This window comes from Actinotalea soli (assembly GCF_017565425.1).
Lineage (GTDB): Bacteria > Actinomycetota > Actinomycetes > Actinomycetales > Cellulomonadaceae > Actinotalea > Actinotalea soli.
This window is the reverse complement of the sequence record NZ_JAGEMK010000002.1, coordinates 461,465-485,677: the sequence shown is the minus strand read 5'-3', so window position 1 is coordinate 485,677 and position 24,213 is coordinate 461,465. Positions and strand designations below refer to the sequence as shown.

The window sequence follows — 24,213 nt, the reverse complement described above, 5'->3', positions numbered from 1 at the left end:
CATGGAAGACGGGCGAGCGCGGCGCAAGGTTGCTCGGCGCCATCGACGACGTCGCGACCTCAGCCAGCCACGTTGGTGCGCCCGAAGACCCGGTGGACGAGCCGGGTGACCGGCCCCACCGGCACCTCGTCGGGCCACGTGGGCACCGGCTCACCCGGTGCCACCAGGGCGGACAGCACGGCCACCCGCACCCCGTCCGGGTCGATCCCCATCGCCTCGAGCAGCCGCGGCGCGCGAGCGGAGGGCTCGAGCACCGCGAGCCACAGGACGGCGCTGCTCAGCGTGCTCTCCTTGGGCAGGGCGCCGGTCTTGCGCAGGTGACCCCACGTCGCCGTCGCGCGGTTGAGGGCTGCCTGCAGCTCGGGCGCGTGCTTGGTGCGCGGCCTCCTGCCACCGGCCGGCCCCTCGGCGCGCGACGCACCCTCCGGGGCGTGGACGTCGATCCCGAGCCGAGCCAGGTGCGGCGCGTCGTCGAGCCCGCCGTGCACGGCCTCACGGACGGCCGTCGCCGTCAGGTCGGGGAAGGTCCGCGCGACCTGCTGGGTCAGCCCGTCGCCGGCGGCGAGCAAGCCCAGGAGCACGTGCTCGGAGCCGTAGGCGCGCGCACCCAGGGCCGTGGCCTCGTCGCTGGTCGCGGTCATGACAGCGACGAACGAGTCGTCATAGATCAGCATGGTTCCCCCATCTGCGCGGTCCGCGTGGTCGGCTGTGCTTCTTGTGCACCGTCTGGCGCGTGACCTGGAGCTCGACGGCGATGTCCGCCCAGGACATCCCCTGCTCCCGGGCCCGTGCGACGTGCAGGTCCTCCAACCTGTCCGCCAGCCGGTGCAGTGCCAGGACCATCCGCAACCCCTCCTGAGGGTTGTCGGTCGACGCCGCTGCTTCCACCTGTCTCAGGTCCATGAGTGTCAGCCTGGTCTGACATAGGCGCGTTGTCAACCCAATCTGACAACGCGACGCATGCGCAGGCTCAGGCCGCACCGCGCCCAGCAACGAGGGCCCCTCGCCCCGCACCCGGCCCGGTCGCCAGGATCAGCGACGAGCGGCGGCGATCACACCGAGCAGCCCGTCGCGCAGCTGCTCGACCTCCGAGAGGCCCATCCCGAGCGCGGCCATCACCTGCTCGGGGATCTCGACCGCCTTCGCGCGCGCCGCTCTCCCGGCGGGCGTCAGGGTCACCGCGAGGGCCCGGTCGTCGCGGGGGTCCCGCTCACGTGTGACCAGTCCGTGCGCCTCGAGGCGCTTGAGGAGCGGGGAGAGCGTGGCCGGCTCGAGGCTGAGCCGGTCGGCGAGCTCACCGACTCGCATCGGCGCCCGCTCCCACAGGGCGAGCATCACCAGGTACTGGGGGTGGGTGATCCCGAGGGGCTCGAGCAGCGGCTTGTAGAGCGCGATGACCTCTCGCGCCGCGACGGCGAGCGCGAAGCAGACCTGCCGGTCGAGGGCCAAGAGGCCGAGGTCAGAGCTCTCGGAACCCTGGGTCGACATGTGTCCAGCCTACGGGGATGGTCAGGGCGCATATAGTTAGGCCACTAACTACTAGCGTGGCGGAGGTCAGGGATGCGCACACCCCGGAAGACGGGCGGAGCGGGGAGGACCGGCCGTTCGGTCGGCATGAGGTTCACGGAGCGCTTCTTGCTGCCCTTCACCGGCCCGGCAGATGTCGCAGACGCGCGCCGCGCCACGGAACCCACCGAGGAGCAGCGCGCCCGGGGCGCCCAGCTCGAGCGCGAGTTCCGCCGCGCCCCCGGGCCCGGCGGCAGGTCCTACCTCGTCATCGACGACGCCGCGACCGACGCATCCCCCCTGCAGCAACCGCCGGTGCGATCTGACTGATTCGACGACTGCGCAGCGACCCGACGGCATCGCCGTCGTCCCCCTCGGCCTCCTCGCCCCGTAGCCGACCGTTCACCCCTGCGGCTGGCTACCTGCGCCGGTGGTCCTCGATCGCCAGCCGCGGTCCCCGCCTGGGCTCACGCCCCGCCCCGCTGAGCAGCAGGTGCCTCACGGCGCGGTGCCGGTGGCCGCGGTAGGGCTCGAGGAGCTCGAGCATGCCGGCGTCGTCGGTGCGTCGGCCACGCAGGGCGTAGCCGATCTGGTGAGGCAGGTGGTAGTCGCCGACGGTCACGGCGTCGGGGTCACCGAAGGCCCGTTGCGCGGTCTCAGCCGCAGTCCAGGGCCCGACGCCGGGCACCAGCATCAGCCTGGCCAGCGCGTCGGTGGGCTCGAGCCCGGCGGCCTCCTCGAGGCGCCGTGACCACCGGGCCGCCGCCACCACGGTCCGGGCTCGGCGCGGGTCGACGCCGGCACGGTGGAAGTCCCACGAGGGCACTGCGGCCCAGCCCTCGGGCGAGGGCGGCACCCGCATCCCCTCGGGCGCAGGGCCAGGCGCCGGTGACCCGTGGGCGAGCAGCAACCAGCGCCAGGCGTCGGTCGCGGTGCGGGTGATGACCCGCTGCTCGAGGATGCACGGCACCAGGGACTCGAGGACCCGGCCGCTCCGCGTGAGCCGCACGCGGGCCGTGCGTCGGTACGCCTCGCGCACCGGCCCCGCAGGTGGGTCGAACCCCGCGACGTCGTCGTGCTCGCCGAGCAGCCCGGGGGCCAGGGTCACAGCCTCGGCGGCCCCCTCGCCCCAGGCCTGGACCTCGATGGTGAGCGGGTCCCGCTGGGCCAGGCGCATCGTCGTCGGGCCCGTGGCCAGCAGGGTGGCGCGCCAGACGGCGCCGTCCGGGGTGGAGCGGTGCGCGGGGTCCAGTCCGCCGTGGCGCAGGGGCAGAAGGGTGCGGTGCAGGTCCAGCGGGCGGGTGAGGGTCAGGACGGCCTGCTCGGGCTGCACCCCACCATCGTCACACGCGGGTGAAACCTGCCTCGCAACCGGGTGACACCCTTGAGTGAGATCTGCCACGAAAGCCGCGAAAGGGGCGCGGGTCCCACGTCGGACGTGCCATGATCGAGCCCAGATCGGCAGCGCTGCCACGGCTGAGCTTCACACCACCAGGCCTGGGCCCTAGCGCCCCCCTCGGAGGCGGCTGACGACCTTCGTCCCGCACCCCGCGGCCCCCTGAGGGCGATGCTCTGCCTCGCCCAAGGTCGCCACCTCAGACCCACCACAGCGGGAGAAGAATGTCCACGTCCATGCCTCGGCCCAGCTCGTCCCACGTCACGACCCGTACCCGGGCGGTGGTGGGCGCCGGCCTCGTCGCAGCTATCCTCGTCGGGTGCTCGGGGGGTGACGACGCCTCGGAGGAGAACCCTGCCGGCAACGAGGTGTCGGCCTCCGAGACCTCCGTCGACCCGTCGGCCCCCGACGAGCCCCGCGCCCCCGCGGTGGACCTCCTCGACGCCTCGAGCCGCATCGCGGTCATCACCTCCTGCGAGGGCCTGCTGCCGAGCATCGCCCCGGCCCTCACCGCGAACCACACCCTGACCACCGACTCGGTGAGCTCCTACGGGTCGACGACGGACAACGCGTTCAGCTTCACCTGCGTGTTCACCGACTCGACCAACCCGAACGACACCGTCACCCTCGAGGGCGCCGCCGGTCGCAGCACCACCACGCGCGAGGAGGTCATCGAGCTCAACCCCGAGGAGGAGCTCTTCGCGACCGACATCGCGGAGCACACCCCCTACGGCAACGTCACCTTCCTCAAGCCGACCGACAACGGCGAGCTGACGGGCACCTTCGCGGCCCACGTGTGGTCCCCGACCCCGGACCAGTCCTCGATGACCGGCACCGTCCGCCTCACGTACGACTACGCCACCGAGGTCGCCGAGGGCGACGAGTACCAGGTCGAGCCGACCCGCGCGGTCCCGACCGACGACGCCGCCGTGGTCGCCCTCACCGGCGTGCTGCAGGCCGTCGACTGAGCAGCACCCGCCGGCCCGACGGCGCCTGACCTCCCAGCCACCGCTCGTGCTGGCAGCATCTCCTGGGTGACCATCCCACCCGAGGTGCCGCTGGCCGGCGGTGGCATGGGGGGCGCCGTCCGGGTCGGGGACTCGGTGCGCCGCACCGCCGGCCCGTGGACCCCGACCGTCCACCGGCTGCTGACCCACCTGCGCGGCCACGGCCTCACCGAGGTGCCCCAGCCCCTGCGCCTCGACCCGCCCAGCCTCGACGAGCACAGCCTCGACGAGCAGGGCCGTGAGGTCCTCTCGTACGTCGAGGGTCTCGTGCCCCACTACCCCCTGCCCGAGTGGGTCTGGCAGGACGACGCCCTGGTCGACGCCGGTCGGCTGCTCGCGGCCGTGCACCGCGCCTCCGCGAGCTTCGACCTCCGCGGCGCGACCTGGCAGATGCCGGCCCACGAGCCCGTCGAGGTCGTCTGCCACAACGACGCGGCGCCGTACAACATGGTGTTCCGGGACGGCCGGCTGGTCGGGCTGATCGACTGGGACACCGCCTCCCCCGGGCCGAGGGTCTGGGACCTGGCCTACCTCGCGTACCGGCTGGTCCCGTTGACCGACCCCGCCAACCACGACGGTCTGCCCAGCCCGCTGGCCGAGCGTGCCCGCCGGCTGGCCCTGCTCTGCACCGCGTACGACGGCGACCTGACCCCGGGCGAGGTCATCCCGGTGGTGGCCGATCGGCTGCGGGAGCTCGCCGCCTTCAGCCGCGGACGGGCGCCGCAGGACGGAACGCACCTCGAGGACCACGCCCGCCTCTACGAGCAGGACGCCCGGTGGGTGGTCGAGCACGCGGAGCATCTCGCGCGTCGCCCGCAGTGACCGACGGGGACCTTCGTCCCACCGCTTCCGCACCGCGCAGCGAAGCGGCCGACAAGGCCGTGACCTGATCGCGGGTTCGCCCCCGCGGCACCTCCCTGGCCTGCCAGCATCGCCGTCGTGCCTGCCCATCCCCGCGCCGTCCGCTCCGTCCGTCACGACCCGGCCGACCGGCCGCTGCTCGTCATCTGGGAGGCGACGCGGGCCTGCGCCCTGGCCTGCGTGCACTGCCGGGCGGAGGCCCAGCCGGGGCGGCACGCGCGTGAGCTCGACACCGAGGAGGCCACCGAGCTGATGCGGCAGGTGGCGTCCTTCGGCAGGCCGTCGCCGATCTTCATCATCACCGGAGGTGACCCCTTCGAGCGGCCGGACCTGACCGAGCTGGTGCGTCGGGGACGCGCGCTCGGGCTGGCGATGGCGGTCTCGCCGTCGGGTACCGCCAAGCTCGACGGCGCAGCCCTGGCAGGGCTGCAGGAGGCGGGGGTCACGGCCATCTCGCTCTCCCTCGACGGCGCGACCGCCGAGAGCCACGACGGGTTCCGGCGGGTGCCCGGCACCTTCGAGCGCACCATCGACGCGTGGGCGCAGGCCCGGGCCCTGGGGATCCGGGTGCAGGTCAACACGACGATCTCGCGCCGCACGGTCGAGCAGCTGCCGCAGGTCGCGAGCCTGGTCCGGGAGCAGGGGGCGATGACGTGGAGCGCCTTCATGCTCGTGCCCATGGGCCGCGGCGCTGACCTGGGCGCCCTGAGCGCGGCCGAGGCCGAGGACGTCCTCAACTACCTGTACGACCTGGGCCCGCACGTGCCCATCAAGACCACCGAGGGGCACCACTTCCGTCGGGTGGCCCTGCAGCGGGCGGTGCTGGCCCAGCGCGGGGTCGACCACGTCGAGGCCCTCGGGCTGGGCGGGCTGTACGCCGACCTCACGGCCAGGACCGCGGCCCTGGGCTGGGGCCCGGGTGACCGGTCGCGTCGCCCGCCGCTCAACGTCAACGCGGGGTTCGGTTTTGCCTTCGTCAGCCACGTGGGCACCGTGCACCCCAGCGGGTTCCTGCCGGTGGCCGCGGGCGACGTGCGCGAGCAGTCCCTGCCCGAGATCTACCGCACCTCCCCCCTGTTCACCGGTCTGCGCGACCCCCGCCAGCGCACCGGCCGGTGCGGGGCGTGCGAGTTCGCGGCGATCTGCGGCGGCTCACGCTCCCGCGCCTACGCCATGACGGGCGACCCCTACGCCACCGACCCGCTGTGCGGCTACGAGCCCGGCACCTTCCCCTACCCCGAGGACGTCGCGGCGCTGCTGGCGTCCTGAGCGGTCCCGCCCCGGGGCGCCGCGCCGTCGTACAGTGACCGCGATGCGTCTGCCCACCGCCCTCGTCGCTGCCCTGAGCCTGGTCCTCGGGTTCGCCGTCGCGCAGGTGACGGACCTGCGCTGGGCCGGGGGCGTCGTCGTCCTCGCGGGGGCGGGATGGTGCGTCGCGAGAGAGAGACGGCGCACGGCGTGGTGGCGGCTGGTGCTCGTGCTGCTGGTCGGGGCTGCAGCCTTCGTGATCTCCCACCTGCTCGCCGGCGCCCTCGGGGCGTGGGGGGCGGTGCTGGTCGCCGCCGCGGTGCTGGGCGGCGCGACGCACCTGCTGGTCGGGCGAGGGGCACCCGGATCACCGGGCGCACCCGCCGCACGCACCGGCCGCGCCACCCTGACCTCCGGCGACGAGGCCCCTCACCCGTGACCGCCGACGGACGCGTCCCGCCCTGGCAGCGCGGGACGACGCGCCCCCGCCTGGCCCTCGAGGTCGGCGTCGGCAGCGACGCGGCGCTGCGTGCCCTGGCCGAGGCCGGCTCGCGCGGGCGCCTGCGCACCACCCCCGTGGACGACCGGACCCTGCGCCTGCAGGACCGGCTGACCCGCGCGACCCTGTCCGTGAGCGCCACCGAGGACGGCGTGGGGGGCTCGGGCGTCGAGGTCACCCTCGCCGGCCGTGACCTGCCGGGCCTGCGCGCGCGGGCGGCCGAGGCGCTGAACCGCTACGTCGAGGCCCTCGAGTCTGCCGGGACACGGGTGCGTGTGGGGATGTGGCGGGACCTGGGCCCGGAGGGGGGCGAGGAGCCCGTGCCGGACCCCGAGGCGTGGACCGCTGAGGGGGCGCGGCTGGGCGCGATCGCCGCGAGCGAGGGCCTCGACCGTGAGGCCAGCGGCGGCCCCGAGCTCGGTCGGCTGGCCCTGGCGGAGGGCTCGCGCGCCTGGGCCGACGAGCTCGCCACGGCCTGCGGCGTCGAGGACCTCGCCCTGACCGCGGAGACGGCCCGGACGTGGATCGACGGCCTGGTGCGCACCGGCCGTGGCCGGTTCCGGCAGCCGAAGCCGGCGTACGTCGTCGACGCCCTGCTCGACGTCGCCAGGGTGGAGGGGGTGCTGCGGCTGCCCGAGCCCGGGGTGCTCCGCCTGGCCCACACCGAGCGCGACGCCGAGGGGCGCCAGGAGGTCGCCTGGGGGTGGGGGTTCAAGCCCGCGGCGACCTCGGCGCTGACCCTGCACGCCCGGCACGCCTGCACCGCCGAGCAGCTCGAGACCGAGGCCGTCGGCGGCGCGGCCGTGGTGCACGTGCTGGGCGAGGTGCTCGCGAGCCTCGCCCAGGTGCGGCCCGGCCCGGTGGACGAGCTGCGCTGCTGGTGACCCCTGCGCTGCTGCTGGCGCCTCACCCCACGTCGCGGCGGCGGAACACGAGGGTCGCGAGGACCAGGATCACCGCCGCGCCCACCCCGAGGTAGATCGACGCCGCGCCGAGGCTGAGGGTGTGCTCGACGCCCTCGCAGAACACGCCGTCGGCGCTGTCCCGGCACTCGTTGATCCAGTACTCCGTCCCACCCTGGACCCAGGCGAGCAGGTTCGTGGTCAGCAGGTACGGCTGCAGCCGGGGGACGGTGCCCCGGAGGATCTGCTCGACGACGACCGACCACACGAAGACCAGGCCCAGGGCCACCGCGGTGTGCCGGAGCAGCACCCCCAGGGCTGACCCGACGGCTGCGGCCGCGGCGCCCAGACCGACGGTGCGCACCGCGATCCACGCGACCTCGGTCCAGAGCTCGGCCGAGATGGTGCCGGTCGTGCCGTGAAAGGCGTAGACCCCGTAGAAGCCACCGACGACGACGCCCATGATCAACGCGGTCAGAGGGAGGGCGACCAGCGCGGGCGCGGCGATCTTGGAGAGCACCACCCGGGTGCGCCGGGGCACGAAGGTCAGCCAGGTGCTCATGGTGCCGGTGCTGAGCTCGGCGGCCGTGGCCGTCACCCCGATGATCAGCATGAGCAGCACCGGGATGAACGCCACGCTGGCGAGGCTGGAGGTGAAGATCTCCTCCAGGGGCGGGGCGTAGGGCAGAAACCACTCGAGCTGCGGGGCCATCTGGTCGCAGCCGAAGTCCACCTCCTCACCGAGGCGCTCGCTCTCCTGCTCCTCGGACTCGAGGCAGTCGGCGACCATCTGGTCGCCCTCCTGCTCCCAGTACTCGAGCTCCTGCTCGAACATGGTCTGCGCCTCGGCGAGCTGGGCCTCGGTGGGGGGCTGGGCCGTGAACCACGCCCCGACCACGACCAGCGCCACGGCCGCGAGGCCGCCGAGCAGCACGAACCCGATGAGCCGGCGCGCGGCCAGCCTCCGCAGCTCGACACCGAGGAGCCTCATCGCACGTCCCCCTCGGCGCCGAGCGTGCTGCTCCCCGTGAGCTCGAGGAACACCGACTCCAGGCCCACGCGCACGGGGGCGAGCTCGTTGACCCACAGACCGTTGGTGCCGAGCAACCAGGAGATGCGGGCGGGATCCCGTTCGCCGTCGACCATGAGGTGCTGCCCCTCGACGCGCACCAGCAGGCCCGCCGTCTCGAGCACCTGGCGGGCGCGCTCGGGCTCGGCCACGCCCACCCGGACCCCGGCCGTGCGGTCCCCGATGACGTCGGCGACCGGTCCGGTGGCGAGCAGCCGGCCTCGGCCGATGATCGACACCGTGTCGGCGACCTGCTCCACCTCCGCGAGGATGTGGCTGCTGACCAGCACGGTGCGCCCCTCGTCGGCGAGGCGACGCATCGTGCCGCGGATCTCGTGGATGCCGGCCGGGTCCAGGCCGTTGGTGGGCTCGTCGAAGATCAGCAGGTCGGGCTGCTTGAGGAGGGTCGCGGCGATCGCGAGCCGCTGCTTCATGCCCAGGGAGTAGCCGCGGTACCGGTCGGCGCCGCGCTCGCGGAGGCCGGTGGCCTCGAGCACCTCGTCGACCCGGCCGTGCGGGGCGTCGATGGCCCGGGCCAGGAGGTCGAGGTTGGTGCGGCCCGTGAAGGACGGGAAGAACTTGGGTGACTCGACGATCGCCCCGACCCGCCCGACCACCTCGGGCAGCTGCTCGGGCACGTGCTGGCCGAAGATGCGCATGCGACCGGAGTCGGCGCGCACCAGGCCGAGGAGCATCCGGATGGTCGTCGTCTTGCCCGAGCCGTTGGGCCCGAGGAACCCGTGCACCCCGCCGACGGGGACGCGCAGGTCGAGGCGGTCGACCGCGACGTGACGGCCGCGCGCTCCCCGGTAGGTCTTGCGCAGATCGCGCGTGCTGATGGCGTAGTCGGTCTGACCCACGAGCTCCCCCTCGACGTGCCGCGGCTCGTGGGGCGTCGTCGTCGGGCCTGGAGCGCGTGCTGGCGTGCGGTCAGTCTGGCGGATCGAGACCGGTGTGCGCGAGGCCCTTCAGGTTCGCGTCGTGCTGGCCGATGAGTACGGCAGGGCCGACGCCGCGGCCCGGTGAGGGGTAGGGCATGTCAACCGGGTTCGACGTCGAGGACGGGCACCTCCTCACGGCCGCGATCGACGCTCTCAAGCAGCACGGCTGGACCGCTCTGGACGACCTGCAGTGGCCCGGCCAGCCCCTCGCGATCATCGACCACGTGGTCCTCGGGCCGGGTGGGGTGGTCGTCGTCGAGCACAAGCGGTGGTCCGGTCTGGTGACCGCGCAGGACGGTGACCTGCTGCAGGACGGGCAGTCCCGGCACGCCGCCGTCGAGCGGGCCGCCCAGGCTGCTGCCGCACTCACCGCGCCCCTGTCCCCCAAGCACCGCTCGACCGTGTCCGCGGTGATCTGCCTCGACGGCCAGGACCTCGCGCCGACCACCGTCGGACTCGGGGTGTCGGCCGTCGGCGATGCGCAGCTGCCTGGTCACCTCGCCGGGCTGGCGCCCGTGCTGAGCCCCTTCGACGTCGTGGACATCGCGCGGCACTTCATGCGTTCGCTCATCGCGACCCGCACCTCGGTGCAGGCGACGACGGCGGACTTCGTCATCCCCGACAGCTGGCCGGCGCAGCCCCCGCGTCAGCGTCGGCGCCGCGGGGTCCTGGGGTTCGGGGCCTGACGACGCACGGGCTGGCCGCTGGCCGTCCCCACCGCGCCTCGACGGACAGCGCGGCCGCGGGGAGCTCCTCGGCGGGGACGGGTCGGGCCAGCAGGTAGCCCTGGGCGCCGTCCATGCCCAGCTCACGGATCTGCACGAGCTGGGCCTCGCGCTCGACCCCTTCGGCGACGACGGCGAGGCCGAGGGCGTGGGCCGCGTTCACCACACCGGCGAGGAGGTGGCGCTCGGCGGCGTCGGTGTCGACGCGAGCCACGATGCTGCGATCCACCTTGAGGGTGCTGATCGGGAGCTCGCGCAGCATGGACAGGGACGAGTAGCCGGTGCCGAAGTCGTCCAGGTGGATGTGCACGCCCGCGGTCTCGAGGGCGAGGAGCTGAGCGGTGGCGCTGCGGGCGTCGGTCACGGCGACGCCCTCGGTGACCTCGACCTGCAGCAGGTCCGGGGGGACCCCGTGCCGCGCGAGGGTGTCCAGCACCTCCTGGGCGACGTCGGTCGCGGCGAGCTGGGCCGGGGAGACGTTGATCGCGACCCGGAGCGGGGTGCCGTCGTCGAGCCACCGGCGGGCCTGGGCGCAGGCGGCGTCGAGCACCCAGCTGCCGATCGTGGTGATCTGGCCGCTGCGCTCGGCGACGGCGATGAACTCGGCCGGGGCCACGGGGCCGAGCTCCTCGTCCGACCACCGGATCAGCGCCTCGACCGAGGTGATCTGACCGAGCACGAGCTCCAGCTTGGGTTGGTAGTGCAGGGTGAAGGCGCCGCGGTGGGTGGCGTCACGGAGCCGACGGCGGATCGCGGCGTGCCGCGCCGGCTGCACAGCGGCCCCCGGGGCCTGGAGGCGGGCGACGCGGGACTTGCCGGTGTCCTTGGCGTGGAGCATCGCGTCGTCGGCGTGGCGCAGCAGGACGTCGAGAGGGGTGAGCGCGGCCTCGTCGGCGACCTCCTCGGCGAGGGCGAAACCGACGCTCGCCGAGATGTGCACCGAACGGCCGTCGACGACGAAGGGGTCGCTCGCCAGGTGCACGATGCGTTCGGCGAGGGCGACAGCCTCCTCCTCGGTCACATCCACGAGCAGCACGGCGAACTCGTCGCCGCCGAGCCGCGCGGCGAGGTCCTGGGAGCGGATCCCCGCGACGAGGCGGTCGGCGAACTGGACCAGGAGCTGGTCCCCGGCCTGGTGGCCCAGGGTGTCGTTGACCTGCTTGAAGCCGTCGAGGTCGACGTAGAGCATGGCCAGGCGGGTGGCGAGCGCACCGTCTCGCGGGGTGTCTGCGTGCTCCAGGACCTCGGCCCCGCGCTCGTCGAGCATGCGGCGGTTGGGCAGGCCGGTGAGCGGGTCGCGCAGGGCGATCTCGCGGAAGGACGAGGAGAGCTCCTGGAAGATCCGCGCGACGGTCACGACCCCGGGGGTGCCGTCCGCGCCGAGCACGAGGAAGGACTCCTGGCGGCGCTCGGCGGGCAGCCGCAGGACTGCCTGCGCGGCGTCGGTGAGGGGGAGGGCTGCGGTCAGCACGAGCTGGTCGCCGAGGTCGAGGTCGCTCACCGCAGACCGGAAGTGCAGGCTCCGGCCGTAGCCGAAGACCCCGGTGAGCTCGGTGTCGAGGGCGGTGCGGGTGAGGAGCGCAGGCCCGTCCGGACGTGCCACGACGACCGCAGCGAGCCTCTCGTCCCGACGGAACAAGGTGTCGACGTCGGCCACGGGCGTCCAGGCATCGATCACCAGGCAGGGCTCGACCAGGTGAGCGACCGTCACGCTGCGCAGCCTGCGGCCGTTCGAGGGAAGGTCCACCTGGGGTTCATCGACCCGTGGCGCGATTCCATGATCGACACGCAGGGGAACAGGAGATGAACGATCAGAGGTCAGCGCCCAGGACGTCCGACCGGGGTCGAATCGGGTCAGATAGTGACCCCGATCGACCCCGACCCGCGCACCCTGCCCCTGACCTAAGTCGACCCGCGCGCCCCACGACCGACCGGGGCCGATCAGGGTCAGATGGTGCCCCTGATCGACCCCGATCCGCGCGCCCTCGTCGGGAGGAGGGGCGAGGGCTGGGGCTGGGACCCGACCCTCGCCGCCGCGCAAGCCCTAGGCTTCTGATCACACATGCTCGGTGAGGCACGGCAGGCATCACGTGAGGGTGACCATGGGACGACGACCACGCGCAGCAGCACCCGTGACGGCTCCGCCACGATCGCGCGGCGAGCTGCGCCCCTCGCGCCCTCGCCTCCGCACCGTCACGGCCGCCGCCGCAGCCCTCACCGCCACCCTCGCGCTCACGGCCTGCGAGAGCCTCGACCCTGCCGCCCCCGACAACCCGCCGCAGACCCTCTACGCAGCCCCGGCCGACCAGCTCGGCGGCATCGAGCCCTGCGCCGGCGTCACCTCCTTGACCGCCGACCCCGCCCTCTACGCGGACGAGCCCAGCTACGGCAACGCGACCGACCTGGTCGAGGAGGTCCACGCCTGGGCCGATGAGCAGGACGCGTTCGTCGAGCTCTGGCTGGACCGCGAGCGCCACGGCTGGGTGCACGTCGGCGTCGAGGAGGACGCGGCCGACGTCGAGTCCCTGCAGGCCGAGGTCGCCGACCGCTTCCCGGGCGAGGGGGTCGTCGTCGTCCCGGTGCCGTACACCCTGGCCGAGCTGACGACCGTGGCCGACGACGTGATGGCCGCCCTCGACGACGGCGGCGTGGAGTGGGCGGGCGTGGCGCCGAGCCCGCACCTGGGAGTCGTCGTCCTCGACGGCGTGGTCGACTCCCCCGAGGCACGCGAGGCCCTGACGCCCTTCGCCGACCAGCCGGTGTGCGCCGACCCGGTCCCGGCGGAGGACGTGGTGCCCGACGGCGAGCAGCCCCCCGAGGGTGAGGGCTGGCGCCTGCTCGGGCATGCGGAGGGCGCCGGCGAGCCGTACCGCACGGGGGTCGCGACCACCGAGGAGCAGCTCGTGAAGCTGTGGGGCAAGTCCGGGCTCACTCCCCCGGCGCCGCCCGTCGACTGGGAGCAGGAGGTCGTGGTGTGGTTCGGGGCCGTGTGGGGCAGCGGCTGCCCCGTCCGGCTGGACGGCATCGTGACGACGGGCAGCACCCTGCACGGGGAGATCGTCACGCCGGGCGCACCGGGCGCGTGCAACGCGGACGCCAACCCGCACGCCTTCGTCGTCGCCGTCGAGCGCTCGGCCCTGCCCGCGGGGCCCTTCCAGGTCCAGCTCACCGCGCAGGACCCGCCCGAGGGCGCCCCGGAGGAGCGCACCATGGTCGACGTCGACCTGACCGAGCCGGGGTCGACCGCCACCGACGAGCAGATCCACACCGACCCCGAGGCAGGCCCCCAGCTCGGTGCCCTCATCGAGGACGGCCACCCGCAGCTGCCCGAGAACGGCGACCGCTACGCGTGGCACGACCGCCCGGAGTGCGAGGGTGTCGTCATCGGACCGATCGACGGCACCCTGTGGCGGCTGGCCGACGGCGAGGCCGAGTGGACCGAGGCGGAGGGGCAGGAGCTCATCGTGCACCCGGTCGACACCGAGACCCTGGTCCTGGCGAGCGCGTCGATGGACTACCTGTTCGTGCGGGCGACGGACGGGGTCTGCGCCGACTGAGCCCCGCACCGGGCACGGCGCACGGGCTGTTCACCGAGCCTTTCGTTCTCGTATGGCCGGTCTCGGAATTCCTCGTCACCTTGGCGCGGTCGACTGACGGAGTCCTCGCAGACGGCGGGGATCAAGGCTCAGCCTCGACCGAAAGGCCCCACCGTGCGCCTCACCCCCTCGTCAGCGTTCGCTGCCCTCGCGGCCGGCTCCGCCCTGCTCCTGGCGGGCTGCTCCACCGCCAGCTCGGTGGAGACCTCCGCCGAGGAGACCTCCACCGACGGCGGCGCGGCCGACGACGGCATCATCCGCTTCGCGACCCTGCCCCTGACCGACGACCCGACCGCCGAGACTCCCATCGACGCGATCGTCGAGCTGCTCGAGGCCGAGACCGGCTACACGGTCGAGGTGACGGACGTCCCGAACTACTCCGCCGTGATCGAGGCGATCCGCGCCGGGCACGAGGACATCGGCATCATGAGCGGGTTCCCGTCGGCCCTGGCGGTCAACACCGGTGAGGTCGACTCCCTGGTGGCCTGGCCGGGGGACGACGAGCCCGTCTCGACCTGCCTGGTGCTCGACGACTCCCCGCTGCACTCCCTCGAGGACATCACCCCGGACACGACCATCGCCTTCGCGGACCCGTCGTCGAGCTCGGGGTACTTCATGCCCGTGCACATGCTCGACGCCGCCGGCCTCGTCATGGACGAGGACTTCGAGGTGCTCGTCTCGGGCGGCCACGACCGTAGCTTCCTCGCCCTGCAGAACGGTCAGGCGGACGTCGCCTGCACCTCGACGATCTTCCCGTCGATGGCCGGTCAGGGGGACCCGATGTTCCCGTTCGAGGTGGACGAGACGCGGTCCATCGGCGAGAGCATCTCGATGCCCGTCTCCATCTCGGTCCTCGGCAACCAGGGCATGAGCGAGGCCAAGCGGGAAGCCCTGCTCAAGGCACTCCCGGTGGTGTTCTCCGCGGAGAACGAGGAGCGGCTCGGCCTCTACGGCGAGGGCATGACGGCCGGCGTCGACCCCGTCGTCGAGCCGGGGCGTGACCTCTTCCAGCCCTTCGTCGACATCGCGGCCGTCGCCGATGTCGACATCTCCGACCTCGGCTGACCGACCTCGCGCACGCCGAGGACGAGGAGACCTCATGAGCATCATCGCCAAGGCGACCCCCATCACGGCGACGCCACTGCCGGTCGGCCCCTCCCTGGCCCGGCCCGCTCCTCCCCGGATCCACATCCGCGACCTCACGGTCCGCTACACCCCGGACACCCCCGTGGTGCTCGACGGGATCGACCTCGACCTGCACGCCGGCGAGACCGTGGCCCTGCTCGGCTCCTCGGGCTCGGGCAAGTCGACCCTGATGAAGAGCCTCACGGGGTTCGCGCCGATCACCTCGGGCACGGTGCACGTGGGCGAGGTCGACGTCGCACGCGTGCGACCACGCCAGCTGCGGGCGCTGCGGGCCGAGGTCGGCCAGGTGTTCCAGCAGTTCAACCTCATCGGTCGGCTGTCGGTGCTGACGAACGTCCTCGCGGGGTCGTTGCACCGCGCCGGTCCGCTCAACGCGCTGGGCACCTTCCGCGGCGCGGATCGCCGTCGGGCCCTCGAGCTCCTCGACCGGGTGGGGATCGCCCACAAGGCCTCCGACGCCGCCCGCACCCTCTCGGGCGGGCAGCAGCAGCGCGTGGCGATCGCCCGCGCGCTCATGCAGGACCCGACGGTGATCCTCGCCGACGAGCCGGTGGCCTCCCTCGACCCGCGCATGAGCCGGGTGGTGCTCGACCTGCTGCGGTCGATCTCCCGCGACGAGGGGATCCCCGTGCTGGTCAGCCTGCACGTGCTGCCGCTGGCCATGGACCACTCGGACCGCGTGGTCGGGCTGCGGGACGGCCGGGTGGTCGTCGAGGGCCGCACGGCCGACCTCGACGCCGAGGGCCTGGCCACCGTCTACGAGAACGACGACGAGGAGGTGGAGGACTGATGGCCACCCTGCAGGACCGCCGGTCCACCCCGCAGCCCCAGCTCGATCCGCGCGAGCGCGACCGCCTCGAGCGCGCCGTGACGGTGCCCCGCTCCCGCGTCGTCCTGGGGGCGGTGGTCGGCCTCGCCCTGGTCCTCTGGTCGGCTGACGGCGCCCAGTTCGACTTTCTCAAGCTGGGCGAGGGTGCCGCGAACGTGGGCGAGTTCGTGACGCGCTTGTTCCCGCCTGACTTCACCAAGCTGTCCCTGATCGTCGCCCTGCTCGTCGAGACGCTGCAGATGGCGATCGTCGGGACGGTCCTGGGCGCGGGTCTCTCGCTGCTCATGGCCTTCGGGGCGGCGAGCACCATCGCCCCGACCTGGCTGTACTACCCGTGCCGCTGGGCGATGAACATCATCCGCTCGCTGCCCGACCTGGTGATCGCGCTGATGTTCGTCTCTGCCGTGGGGCTGGGCCCGTTCGCGGGGATCCTCGCGATGACCGTGGGGTCCATCGGGTCGATCGGCAAGATCTTCGCCGAGGCGATGGAGTCCGTGGACCGAGGGCCGATCGTCGCGATGGAAGCCGTCGGAGCCTCGAAGCGGCAGGTGGTCCAGTACGGGATCCTGCCGCAGGCCCTGCCCATGCTGACGAGCTACACGCTGCTGCTCTTCGAGGGCAACGTGCGGGGCGCGACCATCCTCGGCCTCGTGGGCGCCGGAGGCATCGGCCTCGAGCTCACCACCGCCATGAACCGCTACGAGTACGGCCACCTCGGCGCCATGGTCCTCTGCATCGTCGTGCTCGTCACGATCATCGACCAGGCCAGCGCCATCATCCGAAAGAAGCTCACATGACTGTCATCGACACCTCCCCCGAGCTGGACCTGTCTCCCCCCGCGAACCTGCGAGACCTGGGGGGGATCGCGGTCGACGGCGGCACGGTGCGCCCGGGCTTCGCGATCCGGGCGGACGACCTCTCCCTGACCGACCCCGCCTCGGCCCAGCAGCTGGTGGCCGAAGGCCTGACGACGATCATCGACCTCAGGTCGGGCGACGAGGTGGCGGTCACGGGCCGCGGGCCCTTCGGCTCCCTGCCCGTCACGTACCACCACGTACCGCTGCTGACGAGCATCGGGCACGCGACCCAGGCCGTCGCGGGCGGCTCCATGACGATCGACCAGTCGCAGTTCGAGTCGCTGTACATCCGCCTCGTCGAAGGGTCGGCCGCGCACATCGTCACGGCCCTGGGTGTGCTCGCGTACTCGCCCGGGACCGTCGCCTTCCACTGCGCCGCAGGCCAGGACCGCACGGGGGTGCTCGCGGCCTCGCTGCTGCTGGCCCTCGGCGCAGACCCTGAGGCCATCGTCGCCGACTACGTCGCGACCGGCCGCAACTCGGCAGCGGTCATGGCGCGGACCCGCCAGGTGGTCGGACCGTTGATCGCACGATACGGGCTCGACCTCGACGAGGCCGCGCAGCAGGCGGCTCGGGCCGAGTTCTCCCCCGCGCCCATGCGCGGGATGCTCGCGCACCTCACCGAGAGCTATGCGGACCCGCTCCAGCCGCTGCGGGAGGCAGGCCTGACCGACGGGCTGGTGCAGCGCCTGCGCGAGAGGGCGGCGGGATGACGACGGACACGGCCGGGACGAGGACGCCCGACCTGCCAGCCGCCCGGCCCGGGCGCCCGCGCACCGAGGGGCACGACGAGAGGATCCTCGACGCGGCCCTCGCGCTGGTCGACCGGGACGAGGCGGTCACCGTGAGCGCCGTGGTCGCGCTGAGCGGCGTCTCGCGAGCGGCGCTCTACCGGCGCTGGCCGAGCATGAACGACCTGATCGCCGCTGCCCTGGACCGGGGCCGCGCCGACATCGTGATCGACACCTCGGGGGACGTGAAGGAGGCGATCGTCGGCGTCATGTTCCACCACCAGGTGGCCAGCCGGGGCGGGGGCTTCAGCGAGCGTCGCTTCCGACGGCGGCTGGCCCTGGTCATGGAGAACCGCGAGCTGCAGCAGGCGTACTGGACCTCGCACGTGAGCCGACGTCGAGTGGCGATCGCGAGCGCGCTGCAGGTCGCGGTGGACCGCGGGCAGCTGCGCGGGGACCTGGACCTCGAGGCCTGCATCGACGCCATCAACGGCGTGTACTACTACCAGGCCGTGGTGCGGGGCAGCAGCCTGGACGACCGCGAGACCCTGCGTCGCTGTCGTGAGGCCTTCGAGGTGGTGTGGCGGGGGATGTCCGCCGGGGAGGGCTAGCGGCCGTCCCCTTCCCCCAAAAGATGGCACCCCCCGGGTTCATCCTTCGGCCCCAAGACCTGGGCCCAGTGCGCTGACCAGCATGGACGCAGGCCGTGAGACCCCGCCCGGAACCTCTCCGGGCACTCGCGGCGATGGAGGTCCCTGTGGTCACCCAGCTGTCCGCGACACCCCGCCGGCGCACCGCGCTCGCAGCCCTCGGCGTGGTCGTCCTCACGGCGCTCGGCGCGTGCGGGGCGGCGGAGCCGTCACCGAGCCCACCCCCCACGCCACCGGTCGCCACCGGGGAGCTGACCCGCGCCGACGTCGACGGGTGGCTCGACCGGACCATCCCGGCGGCGATCGAGACCGGCCGGATCGCGGGGGCGACCGTCTCCGTGGTGCACGACGGCGAGATCCTCACCTCCCGCGGGTTCGGGGAGGCGGACGTCGCCGGCGGCACGGCTGTCGACCCGGAGACCACCCTGTTCCGGGTCGGCTCGGTGTCGAAGGTCGTCACCGCCACGGCCGTGATGCAGCTCGTCGAGCGCGGGGAGGTCGACCTGGACACCGATGTCGAGCAGTACACCGGGCTGGACCTCCCCCACGAGCACCCGGTGACGCTGCGCCACCTGCTCAGCCACACCCCCGGCTACGAGGAGCGCGCCGCGGGCCTCATCGGCGCCCCCGGGGTCGCGGTGGACCTGCGCCAGGCCCTGGTGGAGGACCCACCTGCCCAGGTGTACGAGCCGGGCACCACGCCCGCGTACTCGAACTACGGCAACGCGCTGGCCGGGTACGTCGTCGAGGCCGTGAGCGGGATGCCCTTCGAGGACTACGTCGACCAGAACGTCCTCGCCCCCGCGGGGATGACCTCCTCCACCTTCGCCCAGCCGCTGCCGGACGGCCTGGCGGCGCGCGTCGCCCAGGGGTACCCGACGTCGGACGACGCCCCCATCCCCTTCGAGATGGTCGGCACGCCCCCCGCCGGGGCCCTGAGCTCGACCGCGACGGACATGGCCCGGTTCATGCTCGCCCACCTGGGCCACCCCACCGGGGAGGAGATCCTCAGCGACGCGACCCGTGAGCTCATGCGCGAGCCCGCGCTCGACGCCAGCACCCTGGGGTCCCTGGCCTCCGGTCCGCGGATGGGGCTGGGCTGGTTCGACGAGTCGCGCCACGGGCGGGCCGTCGTCGGGCACGGTGGTGACACCACCGCCTTCCACTCCCACCTCCAGCTGTGGCCCGAGGACGGCACGGGCCTGTACGTGTCCTTCAGCAGCACCGGCGCCGACGGCGCCGCCCACCTGCTGCGCGAGGAGGTGCTCGACGGCTTCGCCGACCGGTACTTCCCCGCCGAGGTCGCCACGCCCAGCACCGTCGACGCCGCCACCCGGGCCGAGCACGCCCAGGCCCTGGCCGGCCGCTACGAGAGCACGCGCGGGTTCCACACCACGTTCCTCACCGTCGCCGGCCCGCTCCAGCCGATCACCGCCGAGGTCGTCGAGGGGGACCGGGTGCGCTTCTCGGCCGGGGTGGGTCTGCTCCCGGCCGTGTACGAGGAGGTCGAGCCGTGGGTGTTCCACGAGGTCGACGGCCACGGCGTCCTGGCGGTGCGGACGGACGCCGAGGGCGAGGTGGAGCTCGTGGGCTTCGACTCGGCCATGTCGCTGATGCCCCTGACCACCGGCCGGGCCGTGGCGGTGCCGGCCCTCGCCGCGGGTGCCGTGGTGCTGCTGCTGACCGCCATCGCGTGGCCGGTCGGAGCCGTCGTCCGGCGGGTGCGGGCACGCCGGGAGCGAGCCCGGGGCGACGTCGTCCCCGCCCGCACGCCCGTCCGCCTGCCGCGCACGCTGACGCGGGTCGCGGCGCTGTCGGCGGTGCTCGGGCTCCTGGTCTGGGGGTACGTGCTCGTCACGGTGCTGAGCACGGCGCCGTTGGCCGAGGCCGTGATCCGGGTGGCGCAGGGGCTCACCGCCCTCGGGGTGCTGGGCTTCCTGGTCGCGGTGTGGCGGCTGACTGCCGAGGTCCGCACCCGCACCGGTTGGTTCCGGGTCACCACCGCCGCCGTGGTGCTGCTCGGGTTCGTCGCGCTCTCGATCGGCGCGAACGAGCTGCTGCTCCTGTCCCCGGACATCACCTACTGACGCCCGGGGCCGGTGCTGCTCAGACCGTGGGGGCGCGCCCCTCGCCGTGCCCCTCGTCCCCGGCCGCACCCACGTGCGCGAGCAGCCTGCGGAGCATCCCGTCGAGGGCGTCGACCTCGCTCGCGGTGAGGGCGTCGAGCAGGCGGCTCTCGTTGCGGGTGTGGTCGGTGACGGCGGCGTCGATCACGGCGAGGCCCTCGGGGGTGAGGCCGACGAGGAGGCTGCGGCGGTCCTCGGGGGCGGCGCGCCGGGTGACGAGGCCGCGGCTCTCGAGGCGGTCGATGCGCTTGGTCATGCCGGCGCGGGTGATGAGCAGGATCTCGGCGAGGTGGGACGGGCTCAGCTCGTAGGGCACCCCGGTGCGGCGCAGACCGGCGAGGACGTCGAACTCCCCGCGGTCCAGCCCGTGGGCGGCGAAGACGGCGTCCACCTGGCGCCCGCCGACGAGGTTCAGGCGGGCGAAGCGCGCGAGCGTCCCCATGGCCCGCAGGTCCAGGTCGGGGCGCTCGCGCTGCCAGTGCACGACGGCGATGTCCGCGAAGTCGGGGGTGTGCTCGGAGCCGGAAACCATGACTCATCTTAACGCGACCGGCTTATAGTCAACCGGGACACTACTCTGGAGGCTCCCGATGAACCCCGTCACCATCCGCTCCTCGATCGACCTGGCCGTCCCGGCGGCCACAGCCTGGGCGTACCTGAGCGACTACTCCCACGACCTGACCTGGCGCGCCGGGCTGGAGCGCATGGCCCAAGACCCACCCGGGCAGGTCCACGACGGCGCCCGGGTGGAGGAGGTGCTCACCGTGCTCGGCCGCCGGGTCGAGAGCCTCGTCGAGGTCTCCGAGGTGCAGGCCGGCCGCTCGTTCCGGTGGCAGGTGGTCGGTGGCGCGACGCCGCAGGGCAGCGCCCCCACGGCACAGGGCACCGCCCCCACCGCACAGGGCAGCCGCACGGTGACGCCGACCGGCGAGGGGTCCTGCCGGGTCGACGTCGTCAAGGAGCTGACCCTGTCCGGGGCCGACCGCCTGCTCCGCCCGCTGATCGCCGTCGTGGTCACGCGCACCGAGCGCGGAGACCTGCGACGCCTCAAGCAGAGGCTCGAGCAGCCCGCGCGCACAGCAGCTCAGTGACGGCCGTCTCGAGGGCTGGCTCGAGGCCCAGGGCCTGCAGGTGGGTGAGCCGGACCGCGAGGGGCCGGTCCGCCGTCGCGACCTCGTAGACCTGGGACTTGGTCGCGTACTCGATCTGGGCGCGGTCGAGGAGGGCGAACAGGCGGGGCGCGACGTCGTTGGGACGCAGGGCCCGCGCAGCGCCCAGGTGGACCCGCAGCACGGCGGCGCGGGGCACGTCCTCGACCGTCACGCTGGTCCGGGTCGCCTCGCGCGTCACGCGGACAGGCACGGCCCGCCCCTCCACCTCGGCGGCGGGCTCTGCCCCGTCCGCGAGCGCGGGGAAGGTCAGGGTCCAGGAGCGCACCTCGGGCACGACGTCGGCCGCTCCCTCGGGCGGGGAGATCTGCACGGTGCCGCTCGCCTGCTCGTAGGCGATGCGGGTGCGCGCCGTCCCTCCCGCGGCGGTGTCGTCGTCCTCGACCAGCTCGAAGCCGCCGTCGGCCCCCACCACCACGAGCACCTCGAGGGCGTCCGGGTTCCGGGGTTCGTTCTGGGGCACCTGCTGGGCGTCGAGGGGCACCACGGCGCCGGCCCGCGCGAGCACGGGGATCGAGGCCAGGTCGCGGTGCAGGTAGGTGAGGCGGTCGCCGTCGTAGACGAGGTCGGTGAGCAGGTCCACCCAGGTGCCCTCGGGGAGCCAGGCGCGCACGCGGCCCAGGCGGGTGCGCGGGTCGGCGGGCTCGGTGATGGGCGCCACGAGCAGCTCGGTGCCGAAGGTGTACTGGTGGGGCACCTGGTAGGCCTCGTCGACCTCGGGGTGGTCGTAGTACATCGGCAGCACGAGGGGGGCGCCGTCGTCGGCCGCGCGGTGGTTCATGGTGTGCAGGTAGGGCAGCAGGCGGTGGCGCAGCCGCAGGAAGCTCGTCATCACCTCGCGGGACTCGGCGCCGAACGTCCACGGCTCCTTGGTGATGAACGGGTCCGCCCCCGAGTGCAGGCGCATGATCGGGGAGAGCACCCCGAGCTGGAGCCAGCGGGTGGCGAGCTCGTCGTCGCGGGTGCCGAAGAAGTGCCCGCCGATGTCGTGGCTCCACCAGCCGTAGCCGATGTTGCTCGCGGCCGCGGTGAAGCCGGGCTGGAAGGCCAGCGACGCCCAGGAGATCACCGTGTCCCCCGAGAACCCGACGGGGTACCGGTGGCTGCCGGGGCCGGCGTAGCGCGAGAAGGTCAGACCGCGGCGGCCCTCGCGGGAGTTGTCGAGGTAGTGGACGTGGTTGAGCATCCACAGCGGGTCGATCCCCGGCACGCGCGAGTGCGGGCCCTGCTGCCAGTCCAGCCACCAGAAGTCCACGCCGTCCTTCTCGAGGCCGCGGTGCAGCACCTCGACGTACGCCTCGAGGAAGGCGCGGTCGGTCACGTCGAAGGCGATGGGCTCGCCGTCCTCCGGGTTGCGGCCCAGGGCGCGGGCCATCGCGGGGTAGGCCTCCTCGTAGGAGCGCACGCCGTCGGCCGGGTGCACGTTGAGGGTGATGCGCAGCCCGTGCTCGTGCAGCCACGCGAGCAGGCCCGCGGGGTCGGGGAACAGGTCGCGGTTCCACGTGTACCCGGTCCAGCCCGAGCCGTGCACCGGGTCGACGTCGACCAGGTGCCAGTCCATGTCGATCACGCTGACCGAGAAGGGCAGGCCCTCCGCCTGGAAGCGCTCGATGAGCTCGCGGTAGCCGTCGGCCGTGTACGGGTAGTAGCGGCTCCACCAGTTGCCCAGGGCGAACCGCGGCAGCACGGGGGTGGGGCCGCTGACCGCGTAGAAGGCCTGCAGGGCCTGGCGGTAGTCGTGCCCGTAGGCGAAGACGTAGAGGTCGTGGGCCGTGCTGGCTGAGGTGCCAGCCGCTGTTCCGGCCCCCGCCCGGGGCGCGACCCAACCGTCCTCCTCGAACAGGAACGACGTCGAGTCGTCGATCACGGCGTACCCGTTGCGGGAGATGACCCCGGGCTCGAGGGGCACCGCGCCGTCGGCCTCGTCGAGGGTGCGGGCCGTGCCGCCGAGGTCCTCGACCTCCTGGCCGAAGCGCCACACCGAGTTGTAGTGGCTGATGCCGCCCAGCACCGCCAGGCTCAGGCCGCTCGCCGTGAACGGGCCCTGGTCGTAGGTGAGCCGGAAGCGCGAGGTGACGATTTCGAGGTGGTCGCCGTCCTCGATCACCCGGAACTCGGGCACCGGCAGCTCACGGTTCAGCGCGAAGGTCGACGCGCGGTCCTCGAAGCTCCCCGACTCCGACCACTCGAGCCGCACCAGGCCGTCGGTCAGGACGGTGATGCGGTACCGGTCACCCTGGACGACGGCGTCGGGGTGGGCAGCGGGACGGGAGGGCAGGCGGGAGGGGAACGTCATGGGGATGATCCTCTCGGGATCGGGGAGCGGATGCACGTGAGCCCCCCTCCCCACCGTCTCAGTTCGCCGACGTCGCACATCTGCATCCAGGACGCACTTGCGCACGTGCGACCTCGCTGCAGATGTGCGACCCGGGCAGCGAGACCGCGGGCACGGGTGGCGAGGGGGCGCGAGCGAGAGCTCGAGCGGCGCGGCCCGACGCTGGCCCCTAGGTTGGGGATGTCCGATTCGTCGGCTTGGGGAGGGCACGTGGCGTCAGTTTCCGGCAGTCCTTGGTGACGCGTTCGTCTGGATGGCCGCAGGCCTGTGGGTGTACGCGATCGTTGTCGGCGTCCTCATGTGGGTGGGGCGCCGCGAGAGGCGGCCCAAGGCAGAGCGCGACGGACTGACCCGGACCCCAGCCGCGGAGCACGGGCACTGGCTCCTCGAGCGCGTCGAGCACCGGGTCGGGGTGGACGACGACGCGCTGCGGGCCGTGCGTGAGCTGATCGACGGCCTCGTGCCGCCCGGGGAGAGCGTCGGCGCGGCTCCGGCGTCGAACGCCGAGGAGGCAGAGCTCCGCAGCATCGGCTTCGACCAAGGGCCAGGGAGCTGGGGCAACCTGCTCCTTGAGCGGTCGGGGAGGCCGCGCGACGTCGCTCTCTGAGTTGAGGCGCCCG

Annotated in this window: 25 protein-coding genes; 16 read left to right on the top strand and 9 right to left on the bottom strand. The window is 73.4% G+C overall.

The window, feature by feature from the left end; genetic code table 11:
- Window positions 1-59 precede the first annotated feature (59 nt).
- The 3 genes from J4G33_RS06570 to J4G33_RS06560 all read right to left on the bottom strand — a co-directional run bounded on the left by J4G33_RS06570 (window position 60) and on the right by J4G33_RS06560 (window position 1,488).
- Entirely contained in the window at window positions 60-674 is a 615-nt protein-coding gene (locus J4G33_RS06570) for a Clp protease N-terminal domain-containing protein (RefSeq protein WP_208055118.1), read from the bottom strand.
- Complete coding sequence (locus tag J4G33_RS06565) at window positions 661-903, bottom strand: helix-turn-helix domain-containing protein (protein WP_208055117.1); 243 nt, start codon at window positions 901-903, stop codon at window positions 661-663. The genes J4G33_RS06570 and J4G33_RS06565 overlap by 14 nt, the downstream gene beginning before the upstream one ends.
- Before the next feature lie 129 nt (window positions 904-1,032).
- On the bottom strand, window positions 1,033-1,488 hold the full coding sequence (locus J4G33_RS06560; protein WP_208055116.1) for a MarR family winged helix-turn-helix transcriptional regulator: 456 nt from the start codon (window positions 1,486-1,488) through the stop codon (window positions 1,033-1,035).
- Between the two features lie 126 nt (window positions 1,489-1,614).
- Between J4G33_RS06560 and J4G33_RS06555 the strand changes: the two genes are divergently transcribed.
- The gene (locus J4G33_RS06555) at window positions 1,615-1,836 is read left to right on the top strand and encodes a hypothetical protein (RefSeq protein ID WP_208055115.1); all 222 of its coding nucleotides are present in this window, start codon (window positions 1,615-1,617) and stop codon (window positions 1,834-1,836) included.
- An 88-nt stretch (window positions 1,837-1,924) separates the two neighbouring features.
- Here the strand turns inward: J4G33_RS06555 and J4G33_RS06550 are convergent, their stop codons facing one another.
- Complete coding sequence (locus J4G33_RS06550; protein ID WP_307793777.1) at window positions 1,925-2,839, bottom strand: DNA-3-methyladenine glycosylase family protein; 915 nt, start codon at window positions 2,837-2,839, stop codon at window positions 1,925-1,927.
- Window positions 2,840-3,138: 299 nt separating this feature from the next.
- Here J4G33_RS06550 and J4G33_RS06545 point away from each other — a divergent pair, with 299 nt between their 5' ends.
- The 5 genes from J4G33_RS06545 (at window position 3,139) to J4G33_RS06525 (ending at window position 7,401) form a co-directional block, all read left to right on the top strand.
- Complete coding sequence (locus J4G33_RS06545) at window positions 3,139-3,870, top strand: hypothetical protein (protein ID WP_208055114.1); 732 nt, start codon at window positions 3,139-3,141, stop codon at window positions 3,868-3,870.
- A gap of 66 nt (window positions 3,871-3,936) precedes the next feature.
- Window positions 3,937-4,731: a phosphotransferase enzyme family protein gene (locus tag J4G33_RS06540; RefSeq protein ID WP_307793776.1), complete on the top strand. Its 795-nt coding sequence runs from the start codon at window positions 3,937-3,939 to the stop codon at window positions 4,729-4,731.
- A 117-nt stretch (window positions 4,732-4,848) separates the two neighbouring features.
- Complete coding sequence (locus J4G33_RS06535) at window positions 4,849-6,039, top strand: TIGR04053 family radical SAM/SPASM domain-containing protein (RefSeq protein ID WP_307793775.1); 1,191 nt, start codon at window positions 4,849-4,851, stop codon at window positions 6,037-6,039.
- Window positions 6,040-6,082: 43 nt separating this feature from the next.
- Complete coding sequence (locus J4G33_RS06530; protein ID WP_208055113.1) at window positions 6,083-6,457, top strand: hypothetical protein; 375 nt, start codon at window positions 6,083-6,085, stop codon at window positions 6,455-6,457.
- On the top strand, window positions 6,454-7,401 hold the full coding sequence (locus tag J4G33_RS06525) for a hypothetical protein (protein WP_208055112.1): 948 nt from the start codon (window positions 6,454-6,456) through the stop codon (window positions 7,399-7,401). The genes J4G33_RS06530 and J4G33_RS06525 overlap by 4 nt, the downstream gene beginning before the upstream one ends.
- Before the next feature lie 22 nt (window positions 7,402-7,423).
- On the opposite strand, the gene J4G33_RS06520 is transcribed toward J4G33_RS06525, so the two are convergent.
- Complete coding sequence (locus J4G33_RS06520; protein WP_208055111.1) at window positions 7,424-8,410, bottom strand: DUF2705 family protein; 987 nt, start codon at window positions 8,408-8,410, stop codon at window positions 7,424-7,426.
- Window positions 8,407-9,348, bottom strand: coding sequence for an ABC transporter ATP-binding protein (locus J4G33_RS06515; protein WP_208055110.1), 942 nt, complete (start codon window positions 9,346-9,348; stop codon window positions 8,407-8,409). The genes J4G33_RS06520 and J4G33_RS06515 overlap by 4 nt, the downstream gene beginning before the upstream one ends.
- Window positions 9,349-9,524: 176 nt before the next feature.
- Between J4G33_RS06515 and J4G33_RS06510 the strand changes: the two genes are divergently transcribed.
- Window positions 9,525-10,115, top strand: coding sequence for an NERD domain-containing protein (locus J4G33_RS06510; protein ID WP_208055109.1), 591 nt, complete (start codon window positions 9,525-9,527; stop codon window positions 10,113-10,115).
- Here J4G33_RS06510 and J4G33_RS06505 read toward each other — a convergent pair.
- Complete coding sequence (locus J4G33_RS06505) at window positions 10,042-11,865, bottom strand: putative bifunctional diguanylate cyclase/phosphodiesterase (protein ID WP_208055108.1); 1,824 nt, start codon at window positions 11,863-11,865, stop codon at window positions 10,042-10,044. The genes J4G33_RS06510 and J4G33_RS06505 overlap by 74 nt on opposite strands.
- A 421-nt stretch (window positions 11,866-12,286) precedes the next feature.
- Between J4G33_RS06505 and J4G33_RS06500 the strand changes: the two genes are divergently transcribed.
- The 7 genes from J4G33_RS06500 (at window position 12,287) to J4G33_RS06470 (ending at window position 20,050) form a co-directional block, all read left to right on the top strand.
- Complete coding sequence (locus J4G33_RS06500; RefSeq protein WP_208055107.1) at window positions 12,287-13,711, top strand: hypothetical protein; 1,425 nt, start codon at window positions 12,287-12,289, stop codon at window positions 13,709-13,711.
- Window positions 13,712-13,864: 153 nt separating this feature from the next.
- On the top strand, window positions 13,865-14,815 hold the full coding sequence (locus J4G33_RS06495) for a phosphate/phosphite/phosphonate ABC transporter substrate-binding protein (RefSeq protein ID WP_307793774.1): 951 nt from the start codon (window positions 13,865-13,867) through the stop codon (window positions 14,813-14,815).
- Window positions 14,816-14,849: 34 nt separating this feature from the next.
- Complete coding sequence (gene phnC, locus J4G33_RS06490) at window positions 14,850-15,686, top strand: phosphonate ABC transporter ATP-binding protein (protein ID WP_208055106.1); 837 nt, start codon at window positions 14,850-14,852, stop codon at window positions 15,684-15,686.
- On the top strand, window positions 15,686-16,522 hold the full coding sequence (phnE, locus tag J4G33_RS06485) for a phosphonate ABC transporter, permease protein PhnE (protein WP_208055105.1): 837 nt from the start codon (window positions 15,686-15,688) through the stop codon (window positions 16,520-16,522). Before phnC ends, phnE begins: the two co-directional genes overlap by 1 nt.
- The gene (locus J4G33_RS06480) at window positions 16,519-17,295 is read left to right on the top strand and encodes a tyrosine-protein phosphatase (RefSeq protein ID WP_208055104.1); all 777 of its coding nucleotides are present in this window, start codon (window positions 16,519-16,521) and stop codon (window positions 17,293-17,295) included. The genes phnE and J4G33_RS06480 overlap by 4 nt, the downstream gene beginning before the upstream one ends.
- Window positions 17,292-17,924: a TetR/AcrR family transcriptional regulator gene (locus tag J4G33_RS06475; protein ID WP_208055103.1), complete on the top strand. Its 633-nt coding sequence runs from the start codon at window positions 17,292-17,294 to the stop codon at window positions 17,922-17,924. The genes J4G33_RS06480 and J4G33_RS06475 overlap by 4 nt, the downstream gene beginning before the upstream one ends.
- Before the next feature lie 146 nt (window positions 17,925-18,070).
- Window positions 18,071-20,050: a serine hydrolase domain-containing protein gene (locus J4G33_RS06470; RefSeq protein ID WP_307793773.1), complete on the top strand. Its 1,980-nt coding sequence runs from the start codon at window positions 18,071-18,073 to the stop codon at window positions 20,048-20,050.
- Between the two features lie 19 nt (window positions 20,051-20,069).
- Here the strand turns inward: J4G33_RS06470 and J4G33_RS06465 are convergent, their stop codons facing one another.
- Window positions 20,070-20,621, bottom strand: coding sequence for a MarR family winged helix-turn-helix transcriptional regulator (locus tag J4G33_RS06465; protein ID WP_208055101.1), 552 nt, complete (start codon window positions 20,619-20,621; stop codon window positions 20,070-20,072).
- A 58-nt stretch (window positions 20,622-20,679) separates the two neighbouring features.
- Between J4G33_RS06465 and J4G33_RS06460 the strand changes: the two genes are divergently transcribed.
- Window positions 20,680-21,180, top strand: coding sequence for an SRPBCC family protein (locus J4G33_RS06460; RefSeq protein WP_208055100.1), 501 nt, complete (start codon window positions 20,680-20,682; stop codon window positions 21,178-21,180).
- Here J4G33_RS06460 and J4G33_RS06455 read toward each other — a convergent pair.
- Window positions 21,137-23,554 carry a glycoside hydrolase family 31 protein gene (locus tag J4G33_RS06455; RefSeq protein ID WP_208055099.1) on the bottom strand — a complete coding sequence of 806 codons (2,418 nt, stop codon included), beginning with the start codon at window positions 23,552-23,554 and terminating at the stop codon, window positions 21,137-21,139. The genes J4G33_RS06460 and J4G33_RS06455 overlap by 44 nt on opposite strands.
- 292 nt (window positions 23,555-23,846) lie before the next feature.
- Here J4G33_RS06455 and J4G33_RS06450 point away from each other — a divergent pair, with 292 nt between their 5' ends.
- Entirely contained in the window at window positions 23,847-24,200 is a 354-nt protein-coding gene (locus tag J4G33_RS06450; RefSeq protein ID WP_208055098.1) for a hypothetical protein, read from the top strand.
- Window positions 24,201-24,213: the final 13 nt, after the last annotated feature.